Source organism: Mucilaginibacter sp. OK268 (assembly GCF_900103125.1).
Classification (GTDB): Bacteria; Bacteroidota; Bacteroidia; order Sphingobacteriales; family Sphingobacteriaceae; genus Mucilaginibacter.
This window is the reverse complement of the sequence record NZ_FNJV01000002.1, coordinates 693,334-716,228: the sequence shown is the minus strand read 5'-3', so window position 1 is coordinate 716,228 and position 22,895 is coordinate 693,334. Positions and strand designations below refer to the sequence as shown.

General features: G+C 42.9%; 19 protein-coding genes. 7 read left to right on the top strand and 12 right to left on the bottom strand.

The annotated features are described in order from the left end of the window. The first annotated feature begins 26 nt into the window (after nucleotides 1–26). Nucleotides 27–2,312, top strand: coding sequence for a GH92 family glycosyl hydrolase (locus tag BLR84_RS08755; protein ID WP_090466959.1), 2,286 nt, complete (start codon nucleotides 27–29; stop codon nucleotides 2,310–2,312). Between the two features lie 9 nt (nucleotides 2,313–2,321). Continuing rightward, a complete protein-coding gene (locus BLR84_RS08750; protein ID WP_090466957.1) occupies nucleotides 2,322–4,613 on the top strand; it encodes a GH92 family glycosyl hydrolase in 2,292 nt (763 codons plus the stop codon). A 316-nt stretch (nucleotides 4,614–4,929) separates the two neighbouring features. Here BLR84_RS08750 and BLR84_RS08745 read toward each other — a convergent pair whose 3' ends face one another. After that, nucleotides 4,930–7,845 carry a glycoside hydrolase family 38 N-terminal domain-containing protein gene (locus tag BLR84_RS08745; protein ID WP_090466955.1) on the bottom strand — a complete coding sequence of 972 codons (2,916 nt, stop codon included), beginning with the start codon at nucleotides 7,843–7,845 and terminating at the stop codon, nucleotides 4,930–4,932. Nucleotides 7,846–8,004: 159 nt separating this feature from the next. Then, nucleotides 8,005–10,329 carry a family 20 glycosylhydrolase gene (locus BLR84_RS08740; RefSeq protein ID WP_255366888.1) on the bottom strand — a complete coding sequence of 775 codons (2,325 nt, stop codon included), beginning with the start codon at nucleotides 10,327–10,329 and terminating at the stop codon, nucleotides 8,005–8,007. A gap of 243 nt (nucleotides 10,330–10,572) precedes the next feature. On the opposite strand from BLR84_RS08740, the gene BLR84_RS08735 reads away from it, so the two are divergent. After that, on the top strand, nucleotides 10,573–10,941 hold the full coding sequence (locus tag BLR84_RS08735) for a nuclear transport factor 2 family protein (RefSeq protein ID WP_090466953.1): 369 nt from the start codon (nucleotides 10,573–10,575) through the stop codon (nucleotides 10,939–10,941). Between the two features lie 85 nt (nucleotides 10,942–11,026). Here the strand turns inward: BLR84_RS08735 and BLR84_RS08730 are convergent, their stop codons facing one another. Continuing rightward, nucleotides 11,027–11,854: a hypothetical protein gene (locus BLR84_RS08730; protein WP_143013870.1), complete on the bottom strand. Its 828-nt coding sequence runs from the start codon at nucleotides 11,852–11,854 to the stop codon at nucleotides 11,027–11,029. 145 nt (nucleotides 11,855–11,999) lie between these two features. On the opposite strand from BLR84_RS08730, the gene BLR84_RS08725 reads away from it, so the two are divergent. The 4 genes from BLR84_RS08725 (at nucleotide 12,000) to BLR84_RS08710 (ending at nucleotide 15,715) form a co-directional block, all read left to right on the top strand. Continuing rightward, complete coding sequence (locus BLR84_RS08725) at nucleotides 12,000–12,404, top strand: EVE domain-containing protein (protein WP_090467680.1); 405 nt, start codon at nucleotides 12,000–12,002, stop codon at nucleotides 12,402–12,404. After that, nucleotides 12,404–13,558 (top strand): carbohydrate-binding family 9-like protein, encoded by a 1,155-nt coding sequence (locus BLR84_RS08720; RefSeq protein ID WP_090466949.1) that lies wholly within the window; start codon nucleotides 12,404–12,406, stop codon nucleotides 13,556–13,558. The genes BLR84_RS08725 and BLR84_RS08720 overlap by 1 nt, the downstream gene beginning before the upstream one ends. Continuing rightward, nucleotides 13,555–14,643 (top strand): family 10 glycosylhydrolase, encoded by a 1,089-nt coding sequence (locus BLR84_RS08715; RefSeq protein WP_090466947.1) that lies wholly within the window; start codon nucleotides 13,555–13,557, stop codon nucleotides 14,641–14,643. The genes BLR84_RS08720 and BLR84_RS08715 overlap by 4 nt, the downstream gene beginning before the upstream one ends. 88 nt (nucleotides 14,644–14,731) lie before the next feature. Beyond that, the gene (locus BLR84_RS08710; protein ID WP_090466939.1) at nucleotides 14,732–15,715 is read left to right on the top strand and encodes an aldo/keto reductase; all 984 of its coding nucleotides are present in this window, start codon (nucleotides 14,732–14,734) and stop codon (nucleotides 15,713–15,715) included. Nucleotides 15,716–15,825: 110 nt separating this feature from the next. Here BLR84_RS08710 and BLR84_RS08705 read toward each other — a convergent pair whose 3' ends face one another. From BLR84_RS08705 to BLR84_RS08670, 9 genes are all read right to left on the bottom strand, one after another. Beyond that, nucleotides 15,826–16,275, bottom strand: a complete 450-nt coding sequence (locus BLR84_RS08705; RefSeq protein WP_090466938.1) for a MarR family winged helix-turn-helix transcriptional regulator — start codon at nucleotides 16,273–16,275, stop codon at nucleotides 15,826–15,828. An 84-nt stretch (nucleotides 16,276–16,359) separates the two neighbouring features. After that, nucleotides 16,360–16,536, bottom strand: coding sequence for a DUF5522 domain-containing protein (locus tag BLR84_RS29980; protein WP_176852003.1), 177 nt, complete (start codon nucleotides 16,534–16,536; stop codon nucleotides 16,360–16,362). A gap of 364 nt (nucleotides 16,537–16,900) precedes the next feature. After that, nucleotides 16,901–17,836, bottom strand: a complete 936-nt coding sequence (locus tag BLR84_RS08700) for an MBL fold metallo-hydrolase (protein WP_090466936.1) — start codon at nucleotides 17,834–17,836, stop codon at nucleotides 16,901–16,903. A gap of 84 nt (nucleotides 17,837–17,920) precedes the next feature. Next, nucleotides 17,921–18,565 (bottom strand): dephospho-CoA kinase, encoded by a 645-nt coding sequence (gene coaE, locus BLR84_RS08695; RefSeq protein WP_090466935.1) that lies wholly within the window; start codon nucleotides 18,563–18,565, stop codon nucleotides 17,921–17,923. Nucleotides 18,566–18,699: 134 nt separating this feature from the next. Further along, entirely contained in the window at nucleotides 18,700–19,647 is a 948-nt protein-coding gene (locus BLR84_RS08690) for a CdaR family protein (RefSeq protein ID WP_090466934.1), read from the bottom strand. Nucleotides 19,648–19,784: 137 nt separating this feature from the next. Further along, nucleotides 19,785–20,114, bottom strand: a complete 330-nt coding sequence (yajC, locus tag BLR84_RS08685; protein WP_090466932.1) for a preprotein translocase subunit YajC — start codon at nucleotides 20,112–20,114, stop codon at nucleotides 19,785–19,787. Nucleotides 20,115–20,129: 15 nt separating this feature from the next. After that, on the bottom strand, nucleotides 20,130–20,588 hold the full coding sequence (locus BLR84_RS08680; protein WP_090466931.1) for a DUF1573 domain-containing protein: 459 nt from the start codon (nucleotides 20,586–20,588) through the stop codon (nucleotides 20,130–20,132). Between the two features lie 11 nt (nucleotides 20,589–20,599). After that, complete coding sequence (gene nusB / locus BLR84_RS08675) at nucleotides 20,600–21,547, bottom strand: transcription antitermination factor NusB (RefSeq protein WP_090466930.1); 948 nt, start codon at nucleotides 21,545–21,547, stop codon at nucleotides 20,600–20,602. 48 nt (nucleotides 21,548–21,595) lie between these two features. Continuing rightward, entirely contained in the window at nucleotides 21,596–22,681 is a 1,086-nt protein-coding gene (locus tag BLR84_RS08670; protein ID WP_090466928.1) for a Glu/Leu/Phe/Val family dehydrogenase, read from the bottom strand. Nucleotides 22,682–22,895: the final 214 nt, after the last annotated feature.

Genomic DNA, 22,895 nt, shown 5'->3' with positions numbered 1-22,895 from the left:
GTTTCATCACAACTAAATTATAACTAATGAAAGCTCTTTTTAGCACCATTTTGGTTGCATTATGTATAAATACCTATGCTCAACAAGTCGGAAAGGTTAGCAGTCCGGTTGATTATATCAACCCATTGATGGGGACCGATTCCAAACCCGATCTGTCTAATGGCAACACTTACCCGGCCATAGCCCTGCCATGGGGAATGAATACCTGGACGCCGCAAACCGGTAAGATGGGAGATGGCTGGCAGTACACTTATGCTGCTGATAAAATACGGGGTTTTAAGCAAACCCACCAGCCAAGTCCCTGGATGAATGATTACGGGCAATTTGTAATTATGCCGGTAACCGGTCGGCTGCGTTTTGACCAGGACGAGCGTGCAAGTTGGTTTTCGCATAAATCAGAAACAGCTAAACCCTATTATTACAGTGTTTACCTGGCTGATGCCGATGTTACTACAGAGATAACACCAACAGAACGTGCCGCGCAGTTTAGGTTCACTTTTCCTAAGTCTGATAGTTCATTCATCGTTGTTGATGCTTTTAACCGTGCATCATACATCAAAATATTGCCTAAGGAGCAAAAGATCATCGGTTATAGCACCCGCTACGCACGTGGTAAAATGACCAATTTTAAAAACTATTTTGTGATTTATGTAGATAAGCCTTTTACACTGGCCAAAGCATGGCATGATAAAACACTTGCTCATGATTCGCTGGAGATCAACAGCCCTCATTCCGGTGCGGTTATCGGCTTTAAAACCATTAAGGGTGAAAAAGTGCATTTGAAGGTAGCTTCCTCATTTGTAAGTTTTGAACAGGCAGAATTGAATCTTAAACGCGAACTGGCAAACGATAACTTTGACGCTACCTGTCAAAAAGCCAAAGCGGTATGGAATAAAACCCTGAGCCGTATTAATGTAGAAGGTGGCAGCATTGACCAAACCCGCACTTTTTATAGCTGTATGTACCGGATGTTGTTTTTCCCGAACAAGCTGTATGAATTGGATGCACAGAATAAGATAGTACACTATAGCCCATACAATGGCAAGGTGATGCCTGGTTACCTGTTTGGCGGTACGGGCTTTTGGGATACCTTTAGGGCCCTTTACCCGTTCCTGAACCTGGTTTACCCATCCATCAACAAAGAGATGCAGGAAGGCCTGATCAACGACTATAAAGAAGGTGGTTGGCTGCCAGAGTGGTCAAGCCCGGGTTATGCCGATATTATGGTGGGTAATAACTCGGCATCAGTTGTCGCCGAAGCTTATTTGAAAGGCTTGCGGGGCTATGATATCAATACCCTTTATGATGCTTTGGTACATGGCGCTAATAACGAAGGCCCGATATCTGCTACAGGTCGTTATGGTGTAAAATATTACAACGAATTGGGTTATGTGCCCTACGATGTGAAAATTAACGAGAACGCTGCCCGCACGCTCGAGTATGCTTATGACGATTTTGCCATTTACCAGTTGGGTAAAGCCCTGGGTAAGCCGGAATCTGAAATTGGGATATATAAAAAACGCAGTCAAAACTACCGTAACCTGTTTGACCCTGCTACCGGCTTAATGCGTGGCAAAAATAAAGACGGCTCTTTTGAAACACCCTTTAATCCTTTTAAATGGGGCGATGCCTTTACCGAAGGTAATAGCTGGCATTATAGCTGGAGTGTTTTTCATGATATTCAAGGACTTATTAATTTAATGGGTGGCAAACAAAAATTTGTAACCAAGCTGGATTCAGTATTTACCATGCCTCCTGTATTTGACGATAGTTATTATGGTGGTGTGATCCACGAGATCCGTGAAATGCAGATAGCTAATATGGGGCAGTACGCGCATGGTAACCAGCCTATACAGCACATGATATACTTGTATAACTATGCCGGCGAACCCTGGAAAACGCAGTATTGGGCCCGCGAAACCATGAACCGGATGTACAAGGCTACACCTGACGGTTATTGCGGCGATGAAGATAATGGTCAAACATCGGCCTGGTATGTGTTCTCGGCTATGGGTTTTTACCCGGTTTGCCCTGCCAGCGACCAGTATGTGCTGGGGGCGCCATTATTTAAAAAACTAACACTTACATTAGAGAGCGGTAAACAGGTAGTGATCAATGCGCCGGCCAACAGCGCGCAAAACCGCTATGTACAAACGTTTAATGTTAATGGTAAAACGTATAGCCCAAACTGGCTTAGTCATAAAGCACTGATGCAGGGTGCAGTGATCAATGTGGGGATGGGAGCAACGCCAAATAAAAACCGGGGTACGCAAGACAAGGATTTTCCATTTTCTCTGTCAGGGAAAAACTAATTATATAATATGAAACATTTATTCACTGCTTTTTTATTGGGCACCACTTTTATGGCAGGTGCACAAACACACCCGGCAGAAAAACTGGTACAGTACGTTAACCCCATTATAGGAACCCAGCGTATGGGGCACACTTATCCGGGAGCTACCGTTCCTTTTGGTATGGTGCAGTTAAGTCCCGAAACAGATACGGCCAGCTATGAACTCAACGGTCACTATAATCCCGATGTATATAAATACTGCGCCGGTTATCAATATGATGATAAAACTATTGTAGGCTTTAGTCATACCCATTTTAGTGGTACAGGGCACTCAGATCTGGGCGATTTCCTGATCATGCCTACCGTGGGTGCATTGAAATTGAATCCAGGTACTGCAGACAAACCAGGGAGCGGTTATCGTTCTGCTTTTTCTCATCAGAATGAGGTTACCGAGGCCAACTATTACAAAGTGAAGCTGGATGCCAGCAATATCATTGCCGAAATGACTACCACCACCCGCGTGGGCTTTCATCAGTACACATTCCCAAAATCAGATCAATCACACATCATTCTGGACCTGATGGCGGGGATCTATAACTATCCGGATAAAAATGTGTGGACTTACCTGAAGGTACTGAATGACTCTACCGTGGTTGGCTATCGCCAAACTAATGGCTGGGCGCGCACCCGCTCACTGTACTTTGCCATGAGCTTTTCCAAACCGTTCTATCAGCATGGTTACAAAAAATATGATAAACGTGAGGTGTACGGAGGTTTCTGGGGTAAATTCAATCAAACTAAAAACTTCCCGGAAATAGCCGGCCGCCAGATCAGAAGCTACTTTGATTTTAAAACCGAAGAAGGCGAAAAGATCAGGATCAAATTTGCCATATCGCCGGTAAGTATGGATGGCGCGCTTAATAACATGCGTACCGAACTGCCGGGTTGGGATTTTGAGAAAGTAAAAAATGACGGGCAGCAACAATGGGAGCAGGAACTGCACAAGATTGTGATACAAGGCAGTAAAGAGACTAAGCAGAACTTTTATACCTCCATGTATCACGCCATGATCAATCCAACCATTTATATGGATGTGGATGGCCAATACAAAGGCCTTGATCAAAATGTGCATAAAGCCGATGGCTTTACCAACTATACCACTTTTTCGATGTGGGATACTTACCGTGCCTTGCACCCGCTATTTAATATTATTGATCCTAAGCGCAATGCAGATATGGTACAGTCCATGATGGTTCACTTTGACCAGAGTCCGGAAAAGATGTTACCTATATGGTCAAACTCGGGGAACGAAAACTGGTGTATGAGTGGTTATCATAGCGTAGTGGTACTGGCCGATGCGGTTGTAAAAGGTAATGCCCCGTTTGATGCCAACAAGGCGCTGGATGCCTGCGTAGCTACAGCCCGTCATCGTGATTATGAAGGCATAGGCGAGTACATAGATAGGGGTTATATCCCTGATGAAAAAAGTGGTGTGTCGGTATCATCAACCCTGGAATATGCCTTTGACGACTGGGCTATTGCGCAGATGGCTAAAAAGCTGAACCGCAATGATATTTACGAAGAGTTTATCAAACGCTCTCAAAACTATAAGAACGTGTATGATGCCAAAGCAGGCTTTATGCGCCCCAAACTGGCAGATGGTACTTTCCGTCAAAAATTTGATCCATTGAGCACTATTAACGAAGGCTTTATTGAAGGTAATTCCTGGAACTATACCCTGTTTGCTCCGCAAGATCCGGAAGGACTGATCAAGCTGATGGGAGGTAACAAACGCTTTGTAGGTTACCTGGATTCGTTATTTACTATGAACCTGCCTGATAAGTATTTTGCAGAAACCGAAGACATTACCCGCGATGGCATTATAGGTAATTACGTGCATGGCAACGAGCCCTCGCACCACGTAGCTTACCTGTACAACTGGACAGACAAGCCCTGGAAAACGCAGGAACGCATCCGCATGATATTGCCACGTATGTACAAACCAACACCAGATGGTTTAGGTGGTAATGATGATACCGGTCAGATGAGCGCTTGGTACATTTTCAGCTCATTGGGTTTTTATCCGGTAGCGCCTGGGTCTGACCAATATTCAACCGGCAGCCCGGCGGTGAATGGGGCGGTGATCAACCTGGATAATGGCAAAACGTTTACCATCAACGTTAAAAACCAAAGCCCTAAAAATGTATACGTACAAAAAATGGAACTGAATGGTAAGGTACTTAGCGGTCTTTTCATAAGCCACGCCGACATTATGAATGGTGGCGAGATCACTTTTTATATGGGATCAAAACATCAATAAAACTATAGATCGTGCTATAAAAAAGAGGCTGTATCATGAATCATGATCAGCCTCTTTTTTATTTGATCCGGATACTCAGTTACGGATTGATGTATAGTTTTGGATTAGATTGACAGAATTAACCAAAAAGTGGGTTTACATGGTTTACACTTTTTATGGTTTACATTAATATATTTTATTGATAATCAAATATTTAAATATATTTTATCATCAAAAATGGGTTTACAGTGTAAACCATAAATATGATCGGCTCAATTTCAATTCATAGCTGGCTTAATATCAAATGCAGTCAATTTATGCAACCTGAAGATAATGATCATTTATCTACCCTAACGCTTAGTACTCCCTTAGCAGGGATAGTAAAATGACTCCCCAACTCCTTCAGCTTATCTTCCATCAAATTACTTTCCCAAATTTTAATAGCGGCTACTGTATTCGGAGTGATAGCTGCTTCACTATCGATATCGCTGCTGTTCACCAGTTGAATTATTACACCTAAACCGTCGTCGGTAGGTTTGATGGCTTCTATGTAAATGCTTTCACCATCGATCTTAAAGAATAAGCCTTTTTCCGGCGCGCTGGTGGCCGCGGATACGATCAAGGGTTGATGATTATTCAGGCCGGTTTGGTTGGCTTTAAAGCTGTTAAAACCACTTTCATGGGCTTGCATAAAGTAGTGGAAAGTAGCTTTACCTTCCTGATCAGCACGGAAATTGGTATGCCATAGATTGTTCATTACCCAGGAGTACAAAACCGGTGACTGCGGGGTAAACGAAAGCCATTGTGGTGCATGATGCAAGCCACCCAAAAGATTGCCCGTAGTAATGTTACCTATCTCAAATAATGGCGCGTCCGGGCTCGACCAGGTAATGCCGTACGCGCTGTTGGATACATCAACCCAGCGCTGCATCGTAAACCAGTTATGGTTGGCGTAAGGCAACTGATCTGCCTCCGCACGGGCACTGCCCCAGGGAATACTGTAACGCACTTGTGCACCCGGTACATTGAACGGGAATGCAAAATGTATGCTTTCTTTGCGCCTGATAGCGGTTTTATCTATCGTATTGATGATTTCCACCTGATCCAGTCCGCTTACCAGTCTTACTTCCCGGGTAATACCCTTAGTGCCGGGAGCATCAGAGATAATAAGCATACTCACTACCAGAGGCCCTTTTTCTTTTATGCTGATATGGGTATTGGAAGTACTCACGAGTTTCTTTAAGGAATCGCCCGGCATATACATATACTGGTTTAGACCCGCAGAATCCGCGGCAACGTAATTACGACCAGATGCACCTCTGATAAGCTTTATGATATTGCCGCTTTTGGCATCCACAGTAAGGGTATAAATACCATTGCTTAAACTATTACCATTGATTTTAGCCTGGCCATTATTGAAGGCTTTGCCCGCATGAATAGTATAGGTTTTTTTACCCAGGGCTGGTACGGCATTCGCCACAAAAGCCAGCTCGCCGCTGCTCAGGCGTTGTGAGGGTATCTTTTTACCTGTGGCATCCTTAACCAGATCGCCGGTTTTGCTTAGGCTGGCTGGCACATAAACCACGTCGGTGCGGGGCCAGTTGGTGGTGTTGTATATATCAATGGCATTGGCTTGCGTTGCAGATGGTTTTAAAGCCTCTGTCATTAAAGAATCAACTTGTTTTTCGGCACGCAGTACATAGCCTTGCTTTACATTCCATTCACTTTTTACCTTCTCGTTATCGGGTTCGCCTACGCTGTTATAGGCTCCCCAGGTATGTTCGTTGTAAAGCAACAGGTTTTTCCAGGTGTCATCAAAAGCGGCAACCGGGTAAGCAGGTTTGTTACGAATAGCCCAAATGGCCCCAGTTTGTTTCAACCTGTCGGATGTAATACGACTTAAAGCTGTTTCCCGTGCGGCAGACGAAACGCCATCCGTCCAATATTCGGTATAATCGCCACTAAAAGACGGGATCTCATTTTTGTATTGTTTTTCCAGGTCGTTAAAAAACTGTTTTACCGAAGTGATGATCAGTTTGGGTGAAGTATAATGCTCGTTCCAGGCTTTTACCGCATCGGGTAGTTCTGGGTCGATAGGAGCGTTATCGCTCATGGCCCAGGTGAGTATGGTCATATTGTACGGAAAATTGTTTTGCTCCAGATCGCCCAGGTATTGGAAAAGGTACGGGTTCAGGAAGTTTTCTTCGGGGTGACCGGTATAGTAAGGTTTGGGATCATCAATGGTAAAAAAGTTAGGTATTTTGGTGCCTTTAAGTCGATAGCCGATAGAGTAGGGCTGGCATTGCCAGAACAGCAATTTTTGTTTGCCCGACGGGGATAACCAATAAAAAGGCTTATCCTGCCATTTGGCCAGGTTACCGATCCGGTCAGACGCGTTAGGACCCGACAAAAAGTAATGAATACCGGTTTGCTCAGCCTGAGCTGCGAGTCCCCATGAGGCGCCAGGAACATCCCCCTGGAACATGGTATGGATCTCGATGCCCTGTTCACGTGCCAGTTTTTGCGATTTGGCGAACATCTGCATCAGCTGCCGGGAGTCGGTCATGCTGGTATTAATATTGCCGTAAGCACCATCCAGGCTTATCCAACCTTTTTTGACGGCGTTCCAGAAGCGGGCTTTCTTTTCGGCATTGGCTTGTTTCAGGTAATTATCCACCACCCATATCGCTTCGGTTGTCCACTTAAAACGGGCTTCGGCAGGATAGTTCTGTGTTTTTTCGGCCAGGTCAATCGACTCATCAATATTATCCATATGCAGTTTAAGCACCTTGGCCTGTGTGTTGGTATAGCCAATATCAACATGCGAATGGGGCAGCACATACACACTCCAATTGTCGCGGGCGGGTTCCATAATGCAACGGGCCGTATAAGTTTGCCCGTTATATGTTAAAGTAACGGTAGCCTGGGTAGCTATTTTTATAGCGGAGCCAGGTAAAGGCACTTCAAAAACTTCCAATCCAGTGGTACTGGCCGGAATGGCGATATTGTCTGTATGATTATTAAATGAAACCGATAAAGTCCCGGCGTTATAACTTTTGCCATTCCTGAAAAGCAGCCGCGCCACACGCCTGTTTTCGCCATGATATTTTACATAAGCCACCGTAGGCTGCAGGGTTATGGAGGTAAAAGCAGGTTGAGCTTTTTGACCATAAACACCTGTAGCCGCAGTGCTCAGTAAAAACAGAATAGTGATAAGGCAGAAGTTTTTTATACCGAATTGTCGTCTTTTCATTATAATGAGGATGATTAAAATCTAACGGAGTAATTTAATATGTTATAATGTACAAACATATAATATAAAATGAATTAATCAAGGTACTTAGCCATAAAATTATGGGCTAAAAACAAAGCCCTTACCGGCATTGATAAGGGCTTTGTGATTGGCCTGGGACTAATTAAACAACATACCCGGCATAATTTCCTTTTTGCCTGCCGAACCCGGTGGCGCTATAAAAACACGTAGCGGGGTTTGCCTTACCCGGTATGAACCCGGTACCGGTGCAGGAGCGGTGTAAATATATTTTACCTTGATAGCGTGAAACCCTTTAGCCAAAGGAAGAGCAGGCTCGCTTTCGGTTATTTTTTCGCCATCAATAAATACCTGGGTATCTGTGTAAGATGCCGTACTGAAATTATAAGCCCCATCTGTGGGGATGTTGATATAACCGCTGTACACCGCGCCAAAGCTGGGATTATCCTTTTTAAAGGTTTCGGCATTTAAACGATCGGTAATGGCCGAATCGGGCAGGTTAGCATAATCCAGTTGCTCGGGTGTAGTGAATTTGCTTTTGATGAGTTTATAGCTTAAGCCTGGTTTATTGGCGGTATAGTTTACTGTCGGTATCAACGCGCGGTTATACATCAATATGCGGGTAGCTATGCTCCGGCGACCTGTTGGCGTGATCACACGTGTTTTAAACTCACGCTTTTCATTAGGAGGCACTATAATAGTTACGGGTGAGGTATATTCCCAATCGGTATCCAGCGGGTCGCGACCATTATAGGTAATAAAGATCCGGGCACCAGGCACTACAGATTTGGGTGCAAACGTAAACTTATCGCCAAAAACCATGGTGTCAATAACCGGCAGGGCAGTAGGCACACGATAGTTGTAACGGATAGCCTCCAAGCGCGCAAAATGTTTGGCCAGGCGTACCTCTGAAAAATTGGTATAGTCTTTATTTTTAGGTTGACTCCAGGCTACTTCCGAAAGGGCGAACAGTCGCGGCAATATCTGGTATTGCAATTTTGCCACAGTAGGTACGTATTCTGTCCAAAGATTACCCTGGGTGCCTATCACATATTTTTGTTCATCAGGTGTTAACTCTTTAGATACGGGATCGTAATTATAGGTCTCTTCTAAGGCTGCATAACGACCGAAAGAAACCGGTTCCTGAGGAGATCCGCTCTGGTAATGGTCAAAATAATTACCGGTGGTTTGCGGCGTCATGATCACGTTATGTTTTTGACGTGCGGCGGCAATGCCCCCGGCTTCGCCCGTCCAGCTCATCACGGTGGCGTTAGGGGCCAGGCCGCCTTCCAGTATCTCGTCCCAGCCAATAATACTGCGGCCCTTGGAGTTCAGGAATTTTTCAATACGTTGTATAAAATAGCTTTGTAATTCGTGCTCGTCCTTCAATCCTTTTTCCTTGATCAGCGCCTGGCAAAAAGCCGACTCTTTCCAGGGTTGTTTACCAGCCTCGTCGCCACCTATGTGAATGTATTTGCTTGGGAAAAGTTCCATTACCTCGGTCAGTACATTCTCCAAAAAAGTAAAAGTTTCTTCGGTAGGACAATAGATATTGTTGATATCCCTGGCGGGGATCTTGGTATCGGCAGGTGGCTCACATTTGAGTTCGGGATAGGCCCGTAAAGCAGCCTCTGAATGCGCGGGCATTTCAATTTCCGGGATCACGTTGATATAACGTTGTGCCGCGAATTTAACCACATCGCGAATATCATCCGGGGTATAAAAACCGCCATAAGATAATGAATCGGGCCAATCGCGGTTAGTGCCAAAGGAAGTTTGCATCCGGTAGGCGCCAACCTGAGTTAGCTTAGGATATTTCTTGATCTCGATACGCCAACCCTGACCATCAACCAAATGCCAGTGAAAATTATTCAGCTTGTAAGCCGCCATCAGCTCAATAACCTTTTTAACTTGTGGTACGGTAAAAAAATGGCGCGATACATCCAGCATCATACCCCGGTAGCCGAATCTCGGGCTATCTTCAATGGTCATGCAATTGAATTTTTCGGTGCCCGAAGTTTCCACAGGGAATAATTGCATGAGGGTTTGGATACCATAAAACATCCCAGCATCCTTACCAATAATAGTAATGCGGTGCGGTGTGATGGTTAGCTTATAACCTTCTTTGGGTAAGGCTGCTGCTCCTTTTGCTGTTAATATGAGGGTGGATCCTTTAGCCGATTTTACTTTGGAATTGTATTTGGATACTTTGTTATTAAAATGCCGACTATTCAACAGGAAATCTTTCAGGAAAGCAACATTCCTGTCTTTGATATTATCGGCTTTGATCTGTGTTAACTGACTGAATACAAACGTACCCGGGGCTTTGGTTATGGAAGCCGGCGCCGGAATGATCCCTAAATGAGGGTCATCATTGGGTGCTTGTGCCCTGGCCTGGAATGTTAACATCAGGAAGCTTAAAACGGTTAACAGGAAGTTTAGCCGTGCGGTATAGTTTTGATTCATGATAAAGGTAAAATGATGAATAAACCGGATTGTTCTGCGCTAAAATACTTTATAATAATTTAATCATCAGTATAATGGGCGATGTAACAGATTATTGACAATTAAAACTGGAAGCACCTGAAGGGGAAGTCATTTGCATAAAATTCAGCAAAAGGTAACCTAAATTTAAAATGCCTGTTCGGGATAATGAACAGATTATTAATAACTTTAACATCAGGAACCACCAATTAAAATCATTCAATTATGAACACACAAGAAGTAGCTAACGCATTAGTACAGTTTTGCCGTGAGGGTAAAAACTTTGACGCCATGAATGAACTGTATGCCGATAATATAGTAAGTCAGGAACCTAAAGGGGCCTATGAGGAATTTACAAATGGCAAAGAAGCTGTGATAGAGAAATCAAAGCAGTGGTTTGAATCGGTAGAAGAGATACATGGCGGCACTGTTTCCGATCCAATTGTAAGCGCGAACTTTTTTGCAGTCACCATGGATACGGATGTCACCTTTAAAGGGATGGGTAGAGTAAATATGCAGGAGATCTGCGTATATGAAGTTAAAGACGGTAAAATTGTTTTTGAAAGATTTTTCTACAGTATACCCGAACAATAAACGATCAGACCAATTATAAAGCTAAAACCCCGCAACATCTGTCGCGGGGTTTTTTGTTGGAATTTTGTTCCTTTGTTACTTGCTTTTACCTGTAAGTAATTTCTCTTTTGAAAATCTTGTTAAGTTGCCTTTCCTTTTTACCATTTGATTTTAGCGTAATTATATATGTTTTTTGTTCAATCCAATTACCGGTTTTATCATATCGGTATTCGCATTCATAAAGATTTACCGAACCATTTAAATTTTTTGTGGAATAACTAATAGCATCATTATATTGATTATAGTTGCTTTTATCTTCTTCGCTTATAGTAGCAGGAGTAAAACGAATCTTTGCTGTGTCGGAACTAAGCTTTGTTCCATCATTTTTAAATACAGAGGTAACCACTGTGTTTTTATCATAGTTATATTCAGCTGTCTCTTTTCCGAATGGATTATTATTGGCATCAAAAAGAACCAGTTCAATAGGATCACCTTTGCTGTTATTAACTATTTTCACCACATCAATGAGCTTGCCATGTGCAGTACTATCAATTGTTCCTATTAGAAAGCCGTGTTCATCGTATTGATTAGTAGCGATTTCCTTGCCGCGGCCATATTTTAACCATCTTTCAAAGATCCTGGCGAGTTTAAGGTGCCTGGTGGTATCATTGATGTAGGTGAGTTTAGCGGTTAATATTCCATCCTGGGTGTACCGTTCTTCTGTCAATAACATTCCGGCGGCATCAAATACTTTTATATTTTTAGCTGTCTCCGTATGGGTTGACGAATAAAAGGTGTTTTCCTCAATGATCTGCTTCGGCCTCCCAAACTTATATTCTTTACCATCATTCATATGCAAAGCCGTATAAAGACTTTGGGAGTAACCAATTGTTGAAACAGAGAGTAAGAATAGTAATACTATAGATTTTGTCATGTATCAAATTTAAACAATAATTTATCTAATGTATGATACCATTCAAATTTCTTGTCCCTCCATGTTTTTTACAAAATGCTGTTTTAGTTTATCGGTGGATTTTAACATCTTTACAGGTATAAAAACATATAATTCAGAAATATTTATGCAGCACTGGTTAGTCAAATCGGAACCCGTAAAATACAGTTGGGAAAAGTTTAACAAGGATGGACGTACTTTTTGGGACGGTGTGCGTAATTATCAGGCGCGTAACAATTTACGATTAATGAAGGAAGGCGACCTGGTGTTGTTTTATCATAGTAACGATGGTAAAGAAGTAGTAGGGATAGCCAAAGTAGTAAAAGAAGCTTACCAGGATCCGACCACGCAGGACCCCAACTGGGTGGTGGTTGATCTGTCTCCAGTCGAAACGCTTAAAAAGCCAGTAACCCTGGAAACTATTAAAGCCGATGAACAATTAAAAGATGTGGGTCTGGTTAGGCAGGGCCGCTTGTCGGTAATGGGTTTAAAACGTGAAGAGTTTGACCGTATATTAGAATTGGGCAGTTAATGAAAATCCATATCATTACCTCCAGTTTATTAAAAAGCCGTCGTAAAATGATGGCTTTTACTGTTTTTGCTATTTTGACACCCTGGCAGCTCAAAGCCCAGGATGTTTTTAAAGGACTTGAAAACCTGTTTACCGTTCCCGAAAGTTACGTGGTAAAACATACCGGTAAGGCCCCGGTAATTGACGGGGATATTGACGAACAAATATGGCAACAGGCCAAATGGACAAATGATTTTGTAGATATTGAAGGCAGCCTGAAACCCAAACCCCCATTGCAAACCAATGTGAAAATGCTTTGGGACGATAGCTGTTTGTATATCGCCGCCAGGATATACGATCCACATGTGTGGGCCAAACTCAAAAATCATGATGAGGTTGTATACCGGGAGAATGATTTTGAATTGTTTGTTGATCCCTTGAATACCGGGCATCAATACTATGAAATAGAGGTTAATGCCCTGAACACCATTTTCGATCTGTTTTTGACAAAGCCCTACCGTAATGGGGGCGCTGCTATATCGGGATGGGATGCCCCAGGTTTGCGTTCGGCAGTAAAAGTGCAGGGCACGCTCAATAATGCGGGTGATAAAGATAAAGGCTGGACGGTTGAACTGGCTATTCCATATAAAGCCATTAATCCAGGTTTCCGAAGAACTGTGCCGAAAAACGGAACTTTATGGAGGATCAACTTTTCGCGGGTTGAATATGATACAAGCATTCAGAATGGCCAATACATCAAAGTAAAAGATGAAGCTTCGGGCCGAGATCTGCCGGAACATAATTGGGTATGGTCGGCCCAGGGATTGATCAATATGCATTACCCGGAGCGCTGGGGCTACCTGTTGTTCAGCGATCATGAGGCTGATGATGTGGTGTTTGAAATGCCTTATGCCGAACTGCAAAAAAAATATTTATGGCTGATTTATTACCGGCAAAAGGAGTGGTACAGGCAAAATCATAGTTACGCGCAATCATTAAAAGAATTGGGATTGGAAAGTGGTTATAGCATTTTAAAAAAATTTAATAACTTACAGCTCGAAGCTACTAAACATCAGTTTATGGCTTTAATTAACGATGAGGAAAATAAAATAACTTATACCATTAACCAGGATGGATTTGTTGAACCCTTAACCACCAATCACCAAACGCCATGAATAAGCGCGAATTTTTAAAAGCCGGTTTAGTAGCCACTGTTGCCGCTCAATTACCTCTAAAAAGTGAGGCAAAGCAACCTGTACCTGTTGCTGTAAGTAAGAAAAAGGCCATGAAAAACTGGATCTGGATCAATCCTAACCTAAAGGATACGGACGAGGATCTGAAAACCAATTATACTATCTACAAAGCAGCCGGTATTACCGGGATATTTTTCGAGAATGATAGCGAAAGGCACTTCCGTGCCGCAAAAGCTGCGGGAATTGAGGCCCACCGCTGGATCTGGACCTTTAACCGTGCCGAAAAAGTAGCCGATCATCCGGAATGGTACAGCAAAAGCCGTAATGGTGATTCCTGTGCCGATAAACCACCCTATGTGCAATACTACCGCTGGCTTTGTCCATCGCGCCCGGAGGTTCAGGAATACTTAACCAGTACCGTTAATGATATATTGACGAAGGACTATGTAGATGGCATCCACCTGGATTATGTGCGTTACTGTGATGTGATACTGCCCGTAAACCTGTGGGATAAATATAAAATTGAACAAACTAAGGAACTGCCCGAATATGATTTTTGCTATTGCGAGGTTTGCCAGGCTAAGTTTAAAGAACAATACGGTAAGGATATTAAAGCTATTCAATACCCCGATGCCAGTCTTTCCTGGCGTTTGTTCAGGTATGGCAATATCATCAGGGTGGTGAATGCGATATCGGCTGTGGCCCATCAGCATAAAAAACCGATCACGGCAGCTGTTTTCCCAACCCCCGAAGTAGCGCGCCGTAACGTAAGGCAGGACTGGACAAACTTTAAGCTGGATGGCGTTTGCCCTATGATATATCACGGTTTTTATAAAGAAAGCGTAAGCTGGATAGGTGATGCTGTTGCCGAAGGGATCCACGTGCTTGATGGCAAATTCCCGCTGTATGCAGGCCTCTATCTTTCTGATTTTAATAATGATGAAGAAGTGCGTTCAGGTATCCGGTATGCTTTGAAAAATGGGGCCTCAGGAGTATCCTTCTTTGGCCGGGTTACACCATCGGTATTGGATATTTTGAAACAGGAGAGCGCGACATTTAAAGCATAGGTCAAAGAATATTTCGATCATACTAATTTATAAAGCCGTTTTGTTTATCAGGACGGCTTTGTACTTTTACAACATAGCAAACTACACTATGAACTACAGGGATTTTAAAGGCACAGCCATTGCCGAAGTTGGAATAGGTACCTGGCAACTGGGCAGCGCCGACTGGGGCAATGTGAATGAATATGAGGCCATCAATATATTGAAGGCTTATACCGATGCCGGGGGCAACTTCCTGGATACTGCCGATGTGTATGGCATGGGCGTTAGCGAAACCGTGATCGGTAAGTTTTTGAAAATTGTTGATCATAAAGTATATGTGGCCACCAAGCTGGGTCGCCGTGGTGATGCCCCAAATGGCTGGCCTCAGAATTTTACCTATGACGCCATGAAGCGCCAGGTAGAGGATTCGCTTCGTCATCTGGATATTTCCCGCATATTCCTGGAACAGTTGCATTGCATCCCCACGGAAGAACTGCGCTCAGGCAAGGTGTTTGATCATCTGCGCCAATTACAGGAGCAGGGGCTCATTACCCATTTCGGCGCCAGTGTGGAAACATCCGAGGAAGCACTGATCTGCCTGGAGCAAGAGGGTTTGGCTTCGTTACAGATCATCTTTAACCTGTTCAGGCAGCACGTTGCCGATGAGGTGTTTGCCAAAGCTGCTAAAAAGGGTGTGGCTATCATTGCGCGTGTACCATTGGCCAGTGGTTTACTATCGGGTAAATTCACCGCACAAACCAAGTTTGCTCAAAACGACCATCGTCATTACAATGCCAACGGCGAAGCATTTAATGCCGGTGAAACATTCTCGGGTATCGAGTTTGCCGAGGGTGTAAAACTATCCGAAAAAATAAAAAGCCTGTTACCCGATGACCGCATGCCGCAATGGGCCATCCGCTGGATATTGGATCACCCGGAGGTTACTATCGTAATACCCGGGGCATCTAAAGTAACGCAGGTTAACAGTAATGTAGAGGCGGTAAAACTGCCTCATTTATCAGCAGAGGTTCATCAGCAACTAAGATCATTGTATGATGCTGAGATAGTAGATAAAATAAGAGGCCATTTCTAGTTTTAAAATCATCCCGAATTTATTTCGGGATCCCACTTGTTTGGTTAGCCTTGGTAAAGCATAAACCCGGCATGTGGGATGCTGAAACAAGTTCAGCATGACATGATTTTTTACCCTCTCAGTTTATCCAGCAGATCACTGAGTATAGCGGCTTCCTCTTCTGTCATATGATCTTTCAGCATATCTTTGGTTTTAAACTCTTTATCCATTTTTTCCAGAGTTTGTAAACCCAGTTCGCTGATGCGGATATCTACAGCCCGTCTATCCTTATTATTGGTACAGCGCGAAACCAGCTCCTTTTGGATCAATCGGTCAACAATACGTGATGCATCCGACATTTTATCAACCATGCGCTCTTTCAGCAGGTTTATAGTGGCTGGTTTAGGGTACTGTCCTCTTAATATCCGCAGAATATTAAATTGTTGTTGGGTGATATTATATTTATCAAAGCTGTATTTGAAAGCGTTGGTTAACCAGCCTGCTGTATACGCAATGTTAATTACCGCTTTATGATAGTTATCTTCAAAGTTTGAACTTTGTATTTCGTCGTCAATGCGCATAATTGGTAACAATCAATAAGAATGTAAATATGTTTAATTATTTTTAATTTGAGCTAAGTCTATACGTAAACCGGGGACTATTCATTACAGCTCGTTTTTATTTATTTCATTTTGAGCATCGGTAATATCTGTTTTACCATAATTCCAGGGGCAGTGCAGGCATTTATTTTTGCAGCAGTAACCCCGTTTTAAATGATACTCTTTTGTAAAAACAAAATTGCCATCCTCATTAATGTAATAATCTATCCCTTCCTGTAACATTTATTTAAGCCGTTTGGCAAGCTCATTTACAAGCCATACCATTTTTAACATTTGCTGCCGCGATAAAACTTTTTAAACCTTAAATTTTAACACTTTTCGGTTCAAAAACGGGGTGAAAACAGTTCAAAAACACTCAAAAAGCACCAATTTTAACACCTTTTAACAAATTTTAACACAATTGTGATGTGTTTTGAAAGGCTTAAAAAGTTGTTAATCGGTTGATAGTTAATGGTTTGATATAAATATTACCTCTTTTTGATCATATTTATGCTTAGCTCAACAATCAGCCACCTCTGAAAAAGAGCGTTAGGGCTATTGTTTATACAAATTTACTAAAAAAATTGGTAATTATAAACGCTTTGCTTTAAAGCAGTTTTACAAAAATATCATTATTAAAATGTGCTTTTAAATGCCGGCCATCGCCGTGGAGGGTCCATATTTGTTTGGGTTGGGTGCGGGCTATGGTTTCCAGGATGTCGTTCCAATCTACATGGTCTGATATAAAGAGGGTATCGCGTTGGTTGACCTGCAGATTTTTCCAGCCCGAGGCAAAAAGCCGGGTTACGCCCGTAGCCCTGATATAACTATCAAATGTAAAAGGCGGAACGATATAAACAAACTCATCCTGCACTTTCATCAGTTTGCGCCCATAAATTTGATGTGGCCCCAGTACAATGCCCAGTTTTTGATAGATAGCATTGATGGGCATAATACGGTGATGCACCAGTATCTTTTTCTGTGGCGCGTAAGTGCTGATGAGGTTGATGAGCCGCTGACTTTTACCCAGGCCATAAGCGCCCAGCAAGATATTGGTTTTAATGGAATTGATCTTTTGTATCTCGGCAACCGGGTCGGGGTGTATCACTTCAGGATCGGCAAAGGTGCTTTCGGTGATCAGTACATCGGTAGTAACCCATTCAATAGGTTCGCAGGTATCATCGGGCTGTAGTTTATAGTCGCCTGTGTACAGGTAGCGGGTGCCTTCGTATTCCATCAGTACCTGTGCCGAACCCAGCATATGGCCGGCAGGTATCAGGGTTATGGTTACCCTGCCAATACTGAATGGTTGATTAAAGTCCACTATATTAAAAACCTTAGCCGCAGTACGGTCATAGCGTAGCTGCATAACGCTGGCTGTTGCCCGGGTACAATAAACATCGTGGTTACCGCTTACGGCATGATCGGCATGGCCATGGGTTATCACAGCTGTTTTGGCAGGTAGTTTAGGATCCAGATAAAAATCACCGTATTTGCAATACAGGCCCTTTTCATCTATCTGTACAAAGTCGTCAAGTATCATTTGTTTTGGAGCTTAAAGCGAAATGCACAAAGCTAAAAGCTAATGCATGGGTTTTTATTGATATGGTTAGGTACTCCCTGAGTTTTAAATATTTGGTTGCTTTCCTGATTCTTGACTCTTATCTCTTGATTCTTGCCCTCCGGCGAGGGCTAAATATTGCTGGTGCAAGGCCAATACCTGCGGAATCACCAACTGCCTGTCGTCATTAACGATTATATCATTGGCCAGTTGTTTCTTTTTTTCTTCGGTAAACTGGCGTGCTTCGCGGCTTTCCACCTCAGTGCGTGAAATATGGTCGCGCTGTATTACGCGGGCTATGCGGTTCTCTAAGGGAGCCGATACGAGCAAACTGCGGTCGCACATTTTATAAGAGTCGCTTTCAAACAGCAGGGCGGCTTCTTTGATCACATAGGGTGCCGTATGGATGTTGGATATCCAATTATCAAAAGCCCTGAAAGTTGCCGGATGTACCAGCGCGTTTAGTTTTTTAAGTTCGGCTTCGTTATTAAAAACTATACCGGCAATATGCTTACGGTTCAGGCTGCCATCATCAAAATAAGATGTCGGGCCAAAGGCTTGTTTTAAGGCATCAATCAAAATGGCATCGGTCACCATTACTTTTTTTGCCTCATCGTCGGCATAAAAAACGGGTATGCCCAAAAGCTCGAAAACTTTGGCTACCGTAGTTTTGCCACTACCTATATTACCTGTTAAACCTATTTTAAGCATTTTTGGGAGCAAGGATTTGAGGAGCAAAGATAAAGGATTTTGTCTGAACCATGATTTACCGGATTCCAGGATTACCACGATTTTAAATAATCCTCAAAATCCTTTAATCATGAAAATCATGGTTCAGACAAAACTCACTTTTTAATAATAAAATCAATATTAGTCGGACTCACCTTCACAATTTTACAAAATGGCGGCACCCGGGTTAGTTTTACCGGGAGGGTGGTATAACCGTGGTCGCGCCAGAGGTCAAGATCGGCGGTGGCCTCAAACAGGTCTTCGGTCATATCCGGGTATCTGCTCAGGGAAGTGGTAAACGTAACTTTAACCCTTTGCGGAAACACCTTTACATTATCGTAATTATGATTGTTGATGAGCTTAACTGGCAGATCGAGTGTTTTTTCCGTAAACTCATCAACCGGGATGATCACCTGTACGGTTTTGGGATACATATTTAAATTCCCCTCCTTAACCGACTGTAGGTTGATACGGGTATTTACCGTTTCGCTCACGTCATTCATCAGCAGCGAATCTGTTTTCCACAGGTTTATTTGCTTTAACCGTTCGGTTGGGCCGCTCACGGTGATATATGCCGGCTTAATGACCATGTTACCCGACACGGCAAATTGTTTTCGGTATTTGATACCCAGCATCAGTTGTACCGGCACCTTTTTTACCAAACGGTTCGAGAAATCAAAATACAGGGTATCCGGGTCGATAGATATGATCTGCTGCGTAATATCTTTATTGAGGTTGATCTGTTTGAGCTGGGAATTAAGCACCACATAATTACGGTTCTCCAGCGTTGAAAGATCAATAGTAATGGGCTTGCTTTCTTTATTCATGCTCGAAAAAAGCATTTGCCAGCCGGTGCCCTGTACGGTAGCATTCACCGTATCGGGTTGCAGGGAATGAAAAGCGCGTTTCTGAGGTGCGTTTTTATAGGTAAGTACTTCCTGAATGGTATAGGGCTGCGGGGTAGACAGCGTAGTAAACAACCAGGCTAACACAGCCAGCACCAGGCAGGTGAAAAATGCCGATAAGCGCCTTCGTTCTGTAGCCGATAATTTTACTATTGCCATATTTATTGAGCTTAAAGCAGAAAGCCAAAAGCTGAAAGCAAGAAACGAGATTAATCATTTATAGCTTTCAGCCTTTAGTCATTTTGCTAAGTTTTTTTAGCTTTAGGCCTTAAGCCTTTCGCTTTCAGCTTCCCTAATTAGCTCTTTACAGCTACCGGAGGAGTGTTTAATGCTTTTGAAGCATCTAAAGAAACAGCCGATTTGTCAAAACGGATCTTGCCGTTCTCAACTTCAACTAAAAAAGTAGTATCGTTCAGGTCAATGATACGACCGTGTATACCGGCAGTAGTTACCACCTTGTCGCCTTTTTTAAGTTCCTCAACATATTTCTTTTGATCTTTTTGCTTTTTAACCTGCGGACGGATCATGAAAAAGTAAAACACCACGATGATCAATACCATCGGTATTAACATACCAAAACCTCCGGAACCACCTGCTGGTGCTTGTAATAAAATAGTAGCTATCATTTTTTTAATTAATTGTTATTTTGTTAATACCTCGCCAATGAGGTGTACCATAGTTTGTGCCGGTACAGTGTTGGCAGTAATGGTTATTTGTTTGTCTTGCAAACCTGTTTTACCCGCGCTGTTAAATACTACTTTGATCAAAGCGCTTTCGCCCGGTTTAACCGGGGTTTTAGGCCACTCGGGAGTAGTACAGCCGCAGCTGGCAACCGCGTCTGTGATGATCAACGGCGATTTGCCATCGTTGGTAAATTTAAAATCATAACTAACCTTGTCGCCTTGTTTGATCTTGCCAAAATCATGACTTTCTTTTTCAAACTTCATGACCGGGGCGGTAGCAGCATTTGCTGTAGTTGTGGCAGCAGTTTTAGTTGCTGTACTGTCGGCTGTGGTTGATGCCGCGCCATTGGCGGGTGTTTGGTTACAGGCCGATAATAATACGCCTGCGGTTAATAAGCTTAAAAATAATCGTTTCATCGGTTAAAATATTATTCTATTAGTCCTCTTCCTATTTTTTTGATTTTTTGCTCTGTTTTCAGATCAATTAAAATCTTGTCTAAGATACCGTTTATAAATGAATTACTTTTAGGTGTGCTAAACTCTTTAGAGATCTCCAGGTACTCATTAATAGTTACTTTAACCGGGATAGAAGTGAAGTTAATAAATTCGGTAATAGCCATTTTCATCAACAAGGTATCCATCATGGCAATACGCTCAGGCTCCCAGTTTTGGGTTTTGGCAGCTATTAATTCCTGGTAAGGTTTATCAAACCGGATGCTTTGATCAAAAAGATTTACTACAAATTCACGGTCTTCGGTCCAGTTGCCGGTAATTTCGGCCAGGTGATTCTCTTTGGCATTTTCCGAAGCAAAGTTCTTGAATGTTTTAGCGATCAGGGCCTGCAATACATCGCGGTCAACCGGCCAAAAAATAAACTTGTCTTCAAAAACCTGTTCGGCTAATGACGATTTCAAGATCACTTTTTTGAAGATGAATTTAATGATGTCTTTATCTGTTTGAATGGTATCGCCGGTTTTGGCCAAATATTCTGCATACTCGGGCGAATTTTTAAGTGTGGTGAATAATGTTTTGGCCAGTTCGGGCTCAAAATGCCATTCTACTTTATATTTTTTTAACGCGATCAGGTAATCGCGGTTATCGTTAAGGGTAACGATAAACCTGTTTTCCAGTATTTTACGATTGGCATTAAGGTCTTCGGCAGTTGGTAAATGTTTGTTGGCGCGTTCTTCCGCGTCATTAGCCGCGTAATTGGCCACTTCTGAAATTAATGATAGCATCCAGATATACATTTCAAATACCTGGTCGATGCCATTTAGCATATTTTTTTCGTGTTGCCTTACGTCTTTAGTATCTGACTGATGATACGCGTATAGTGCCTGTAATACCTTTACTCTGAGGTGCCTTCTGTTTAACATGTGTAAGAACGATTTGATCTGCCAGCTGGCAGATGGTTAAATATAATTTTAATAAGACGATTTTACTTTTTTAATGTCTGCTATCCGTTTCTCTGCTATTTTATTGGCGGCTTTAACGGTTGAAATGTTTTCTGATTTAGAAAGTTTTAAAATAGTGCGTGTTACCTCGTAAATGTTTTCGGTAAGCTGCATGGTGCGTTTTTTGCTGAAACTCATCAGCTCCGAATAACAATTGATGATACCGCCCGCGTTGATCACATAATCGGGCGCAAACAAGATCCCTTTTTCTAAAAGCAGGGCGCCATGTTCGGCTTCATCAAGCAACTGGTTGTTGGCCGAGCCAGCAATAATGCTGCATTTTAGTTTATTGATGGTTTGTGTATTAATAGTACCGCCTAAAGCGCATGGCGCGTAAATATCGGCATCAATATCAAATATACTGTTGTTGGATACGGCTTCGGCTCCATATCTTTTGGCTATCTGGCCAATACGCTCTTCCTGGATATCGCTCACGTAAACTTTTACATTTTCATCGCGAAGCAAACGTACCAGGTGTTCGCCAACATGGCCAACGCCCTGTACAATAACCGATTTGCCGGTAAGGCTATCGCTGCCAAATTGTTCTTTTACGCAAGCCTTTATACCCTGAAAAACACCCTGCGCGGCTACAGGCGAAGGATCGCCACTGCCACCCAAACTTTCAGGTATGCCGGTAACATGCTGGGTTTCCATCCGGATGTATTCCATATCGCGCGGATTGGTGCCAACATCTTCGGATGTGATAAACTCGCCGTTAAGGTTTTTAATGAAGCGGCCAAACTTGCGCATCAGCGCTTCGGTTTTATCCTTGCGCGAGTCGCCTATAATTACAGAGTAACCGCCACCCATGTTAAGGCCGGCGATAGCGCATTTATAGGTCATGCTTTTGGAAAGACGCAGTACATCGTTTAAAGCATCAGCCTCGGTTTTATAGCTCCACATGCGTGTGCTGCCAAAAGCAGGACCCAGCGTAGTATCATGAATAGCTATGATGGCTTTTAAACCCGTGTCCGGATCGCTGCAGAATACAACTTTTTTGTGCCCAAAGGCGTCGAGCTGATTGAATATGGATTCCGGTTGTTGTTGAACGGGCATTAGTATACGATAGTAAATGTTTTAAGGCGTCGACAAAAGTAGAGGTTTTTTTTATTCTGACAAAGTTTATTAGCGGGAAGTGTGGAGTGGCTGGTTTTTAGACCTATGATTATGACAAGTATATGTAATAAGGTGGTTACAAACAGCCGGGATTGGAGATGTTTACATTAACTGCAAGTAACGCTTACCGAGCACTTAAAGCTAAATAAGCGTT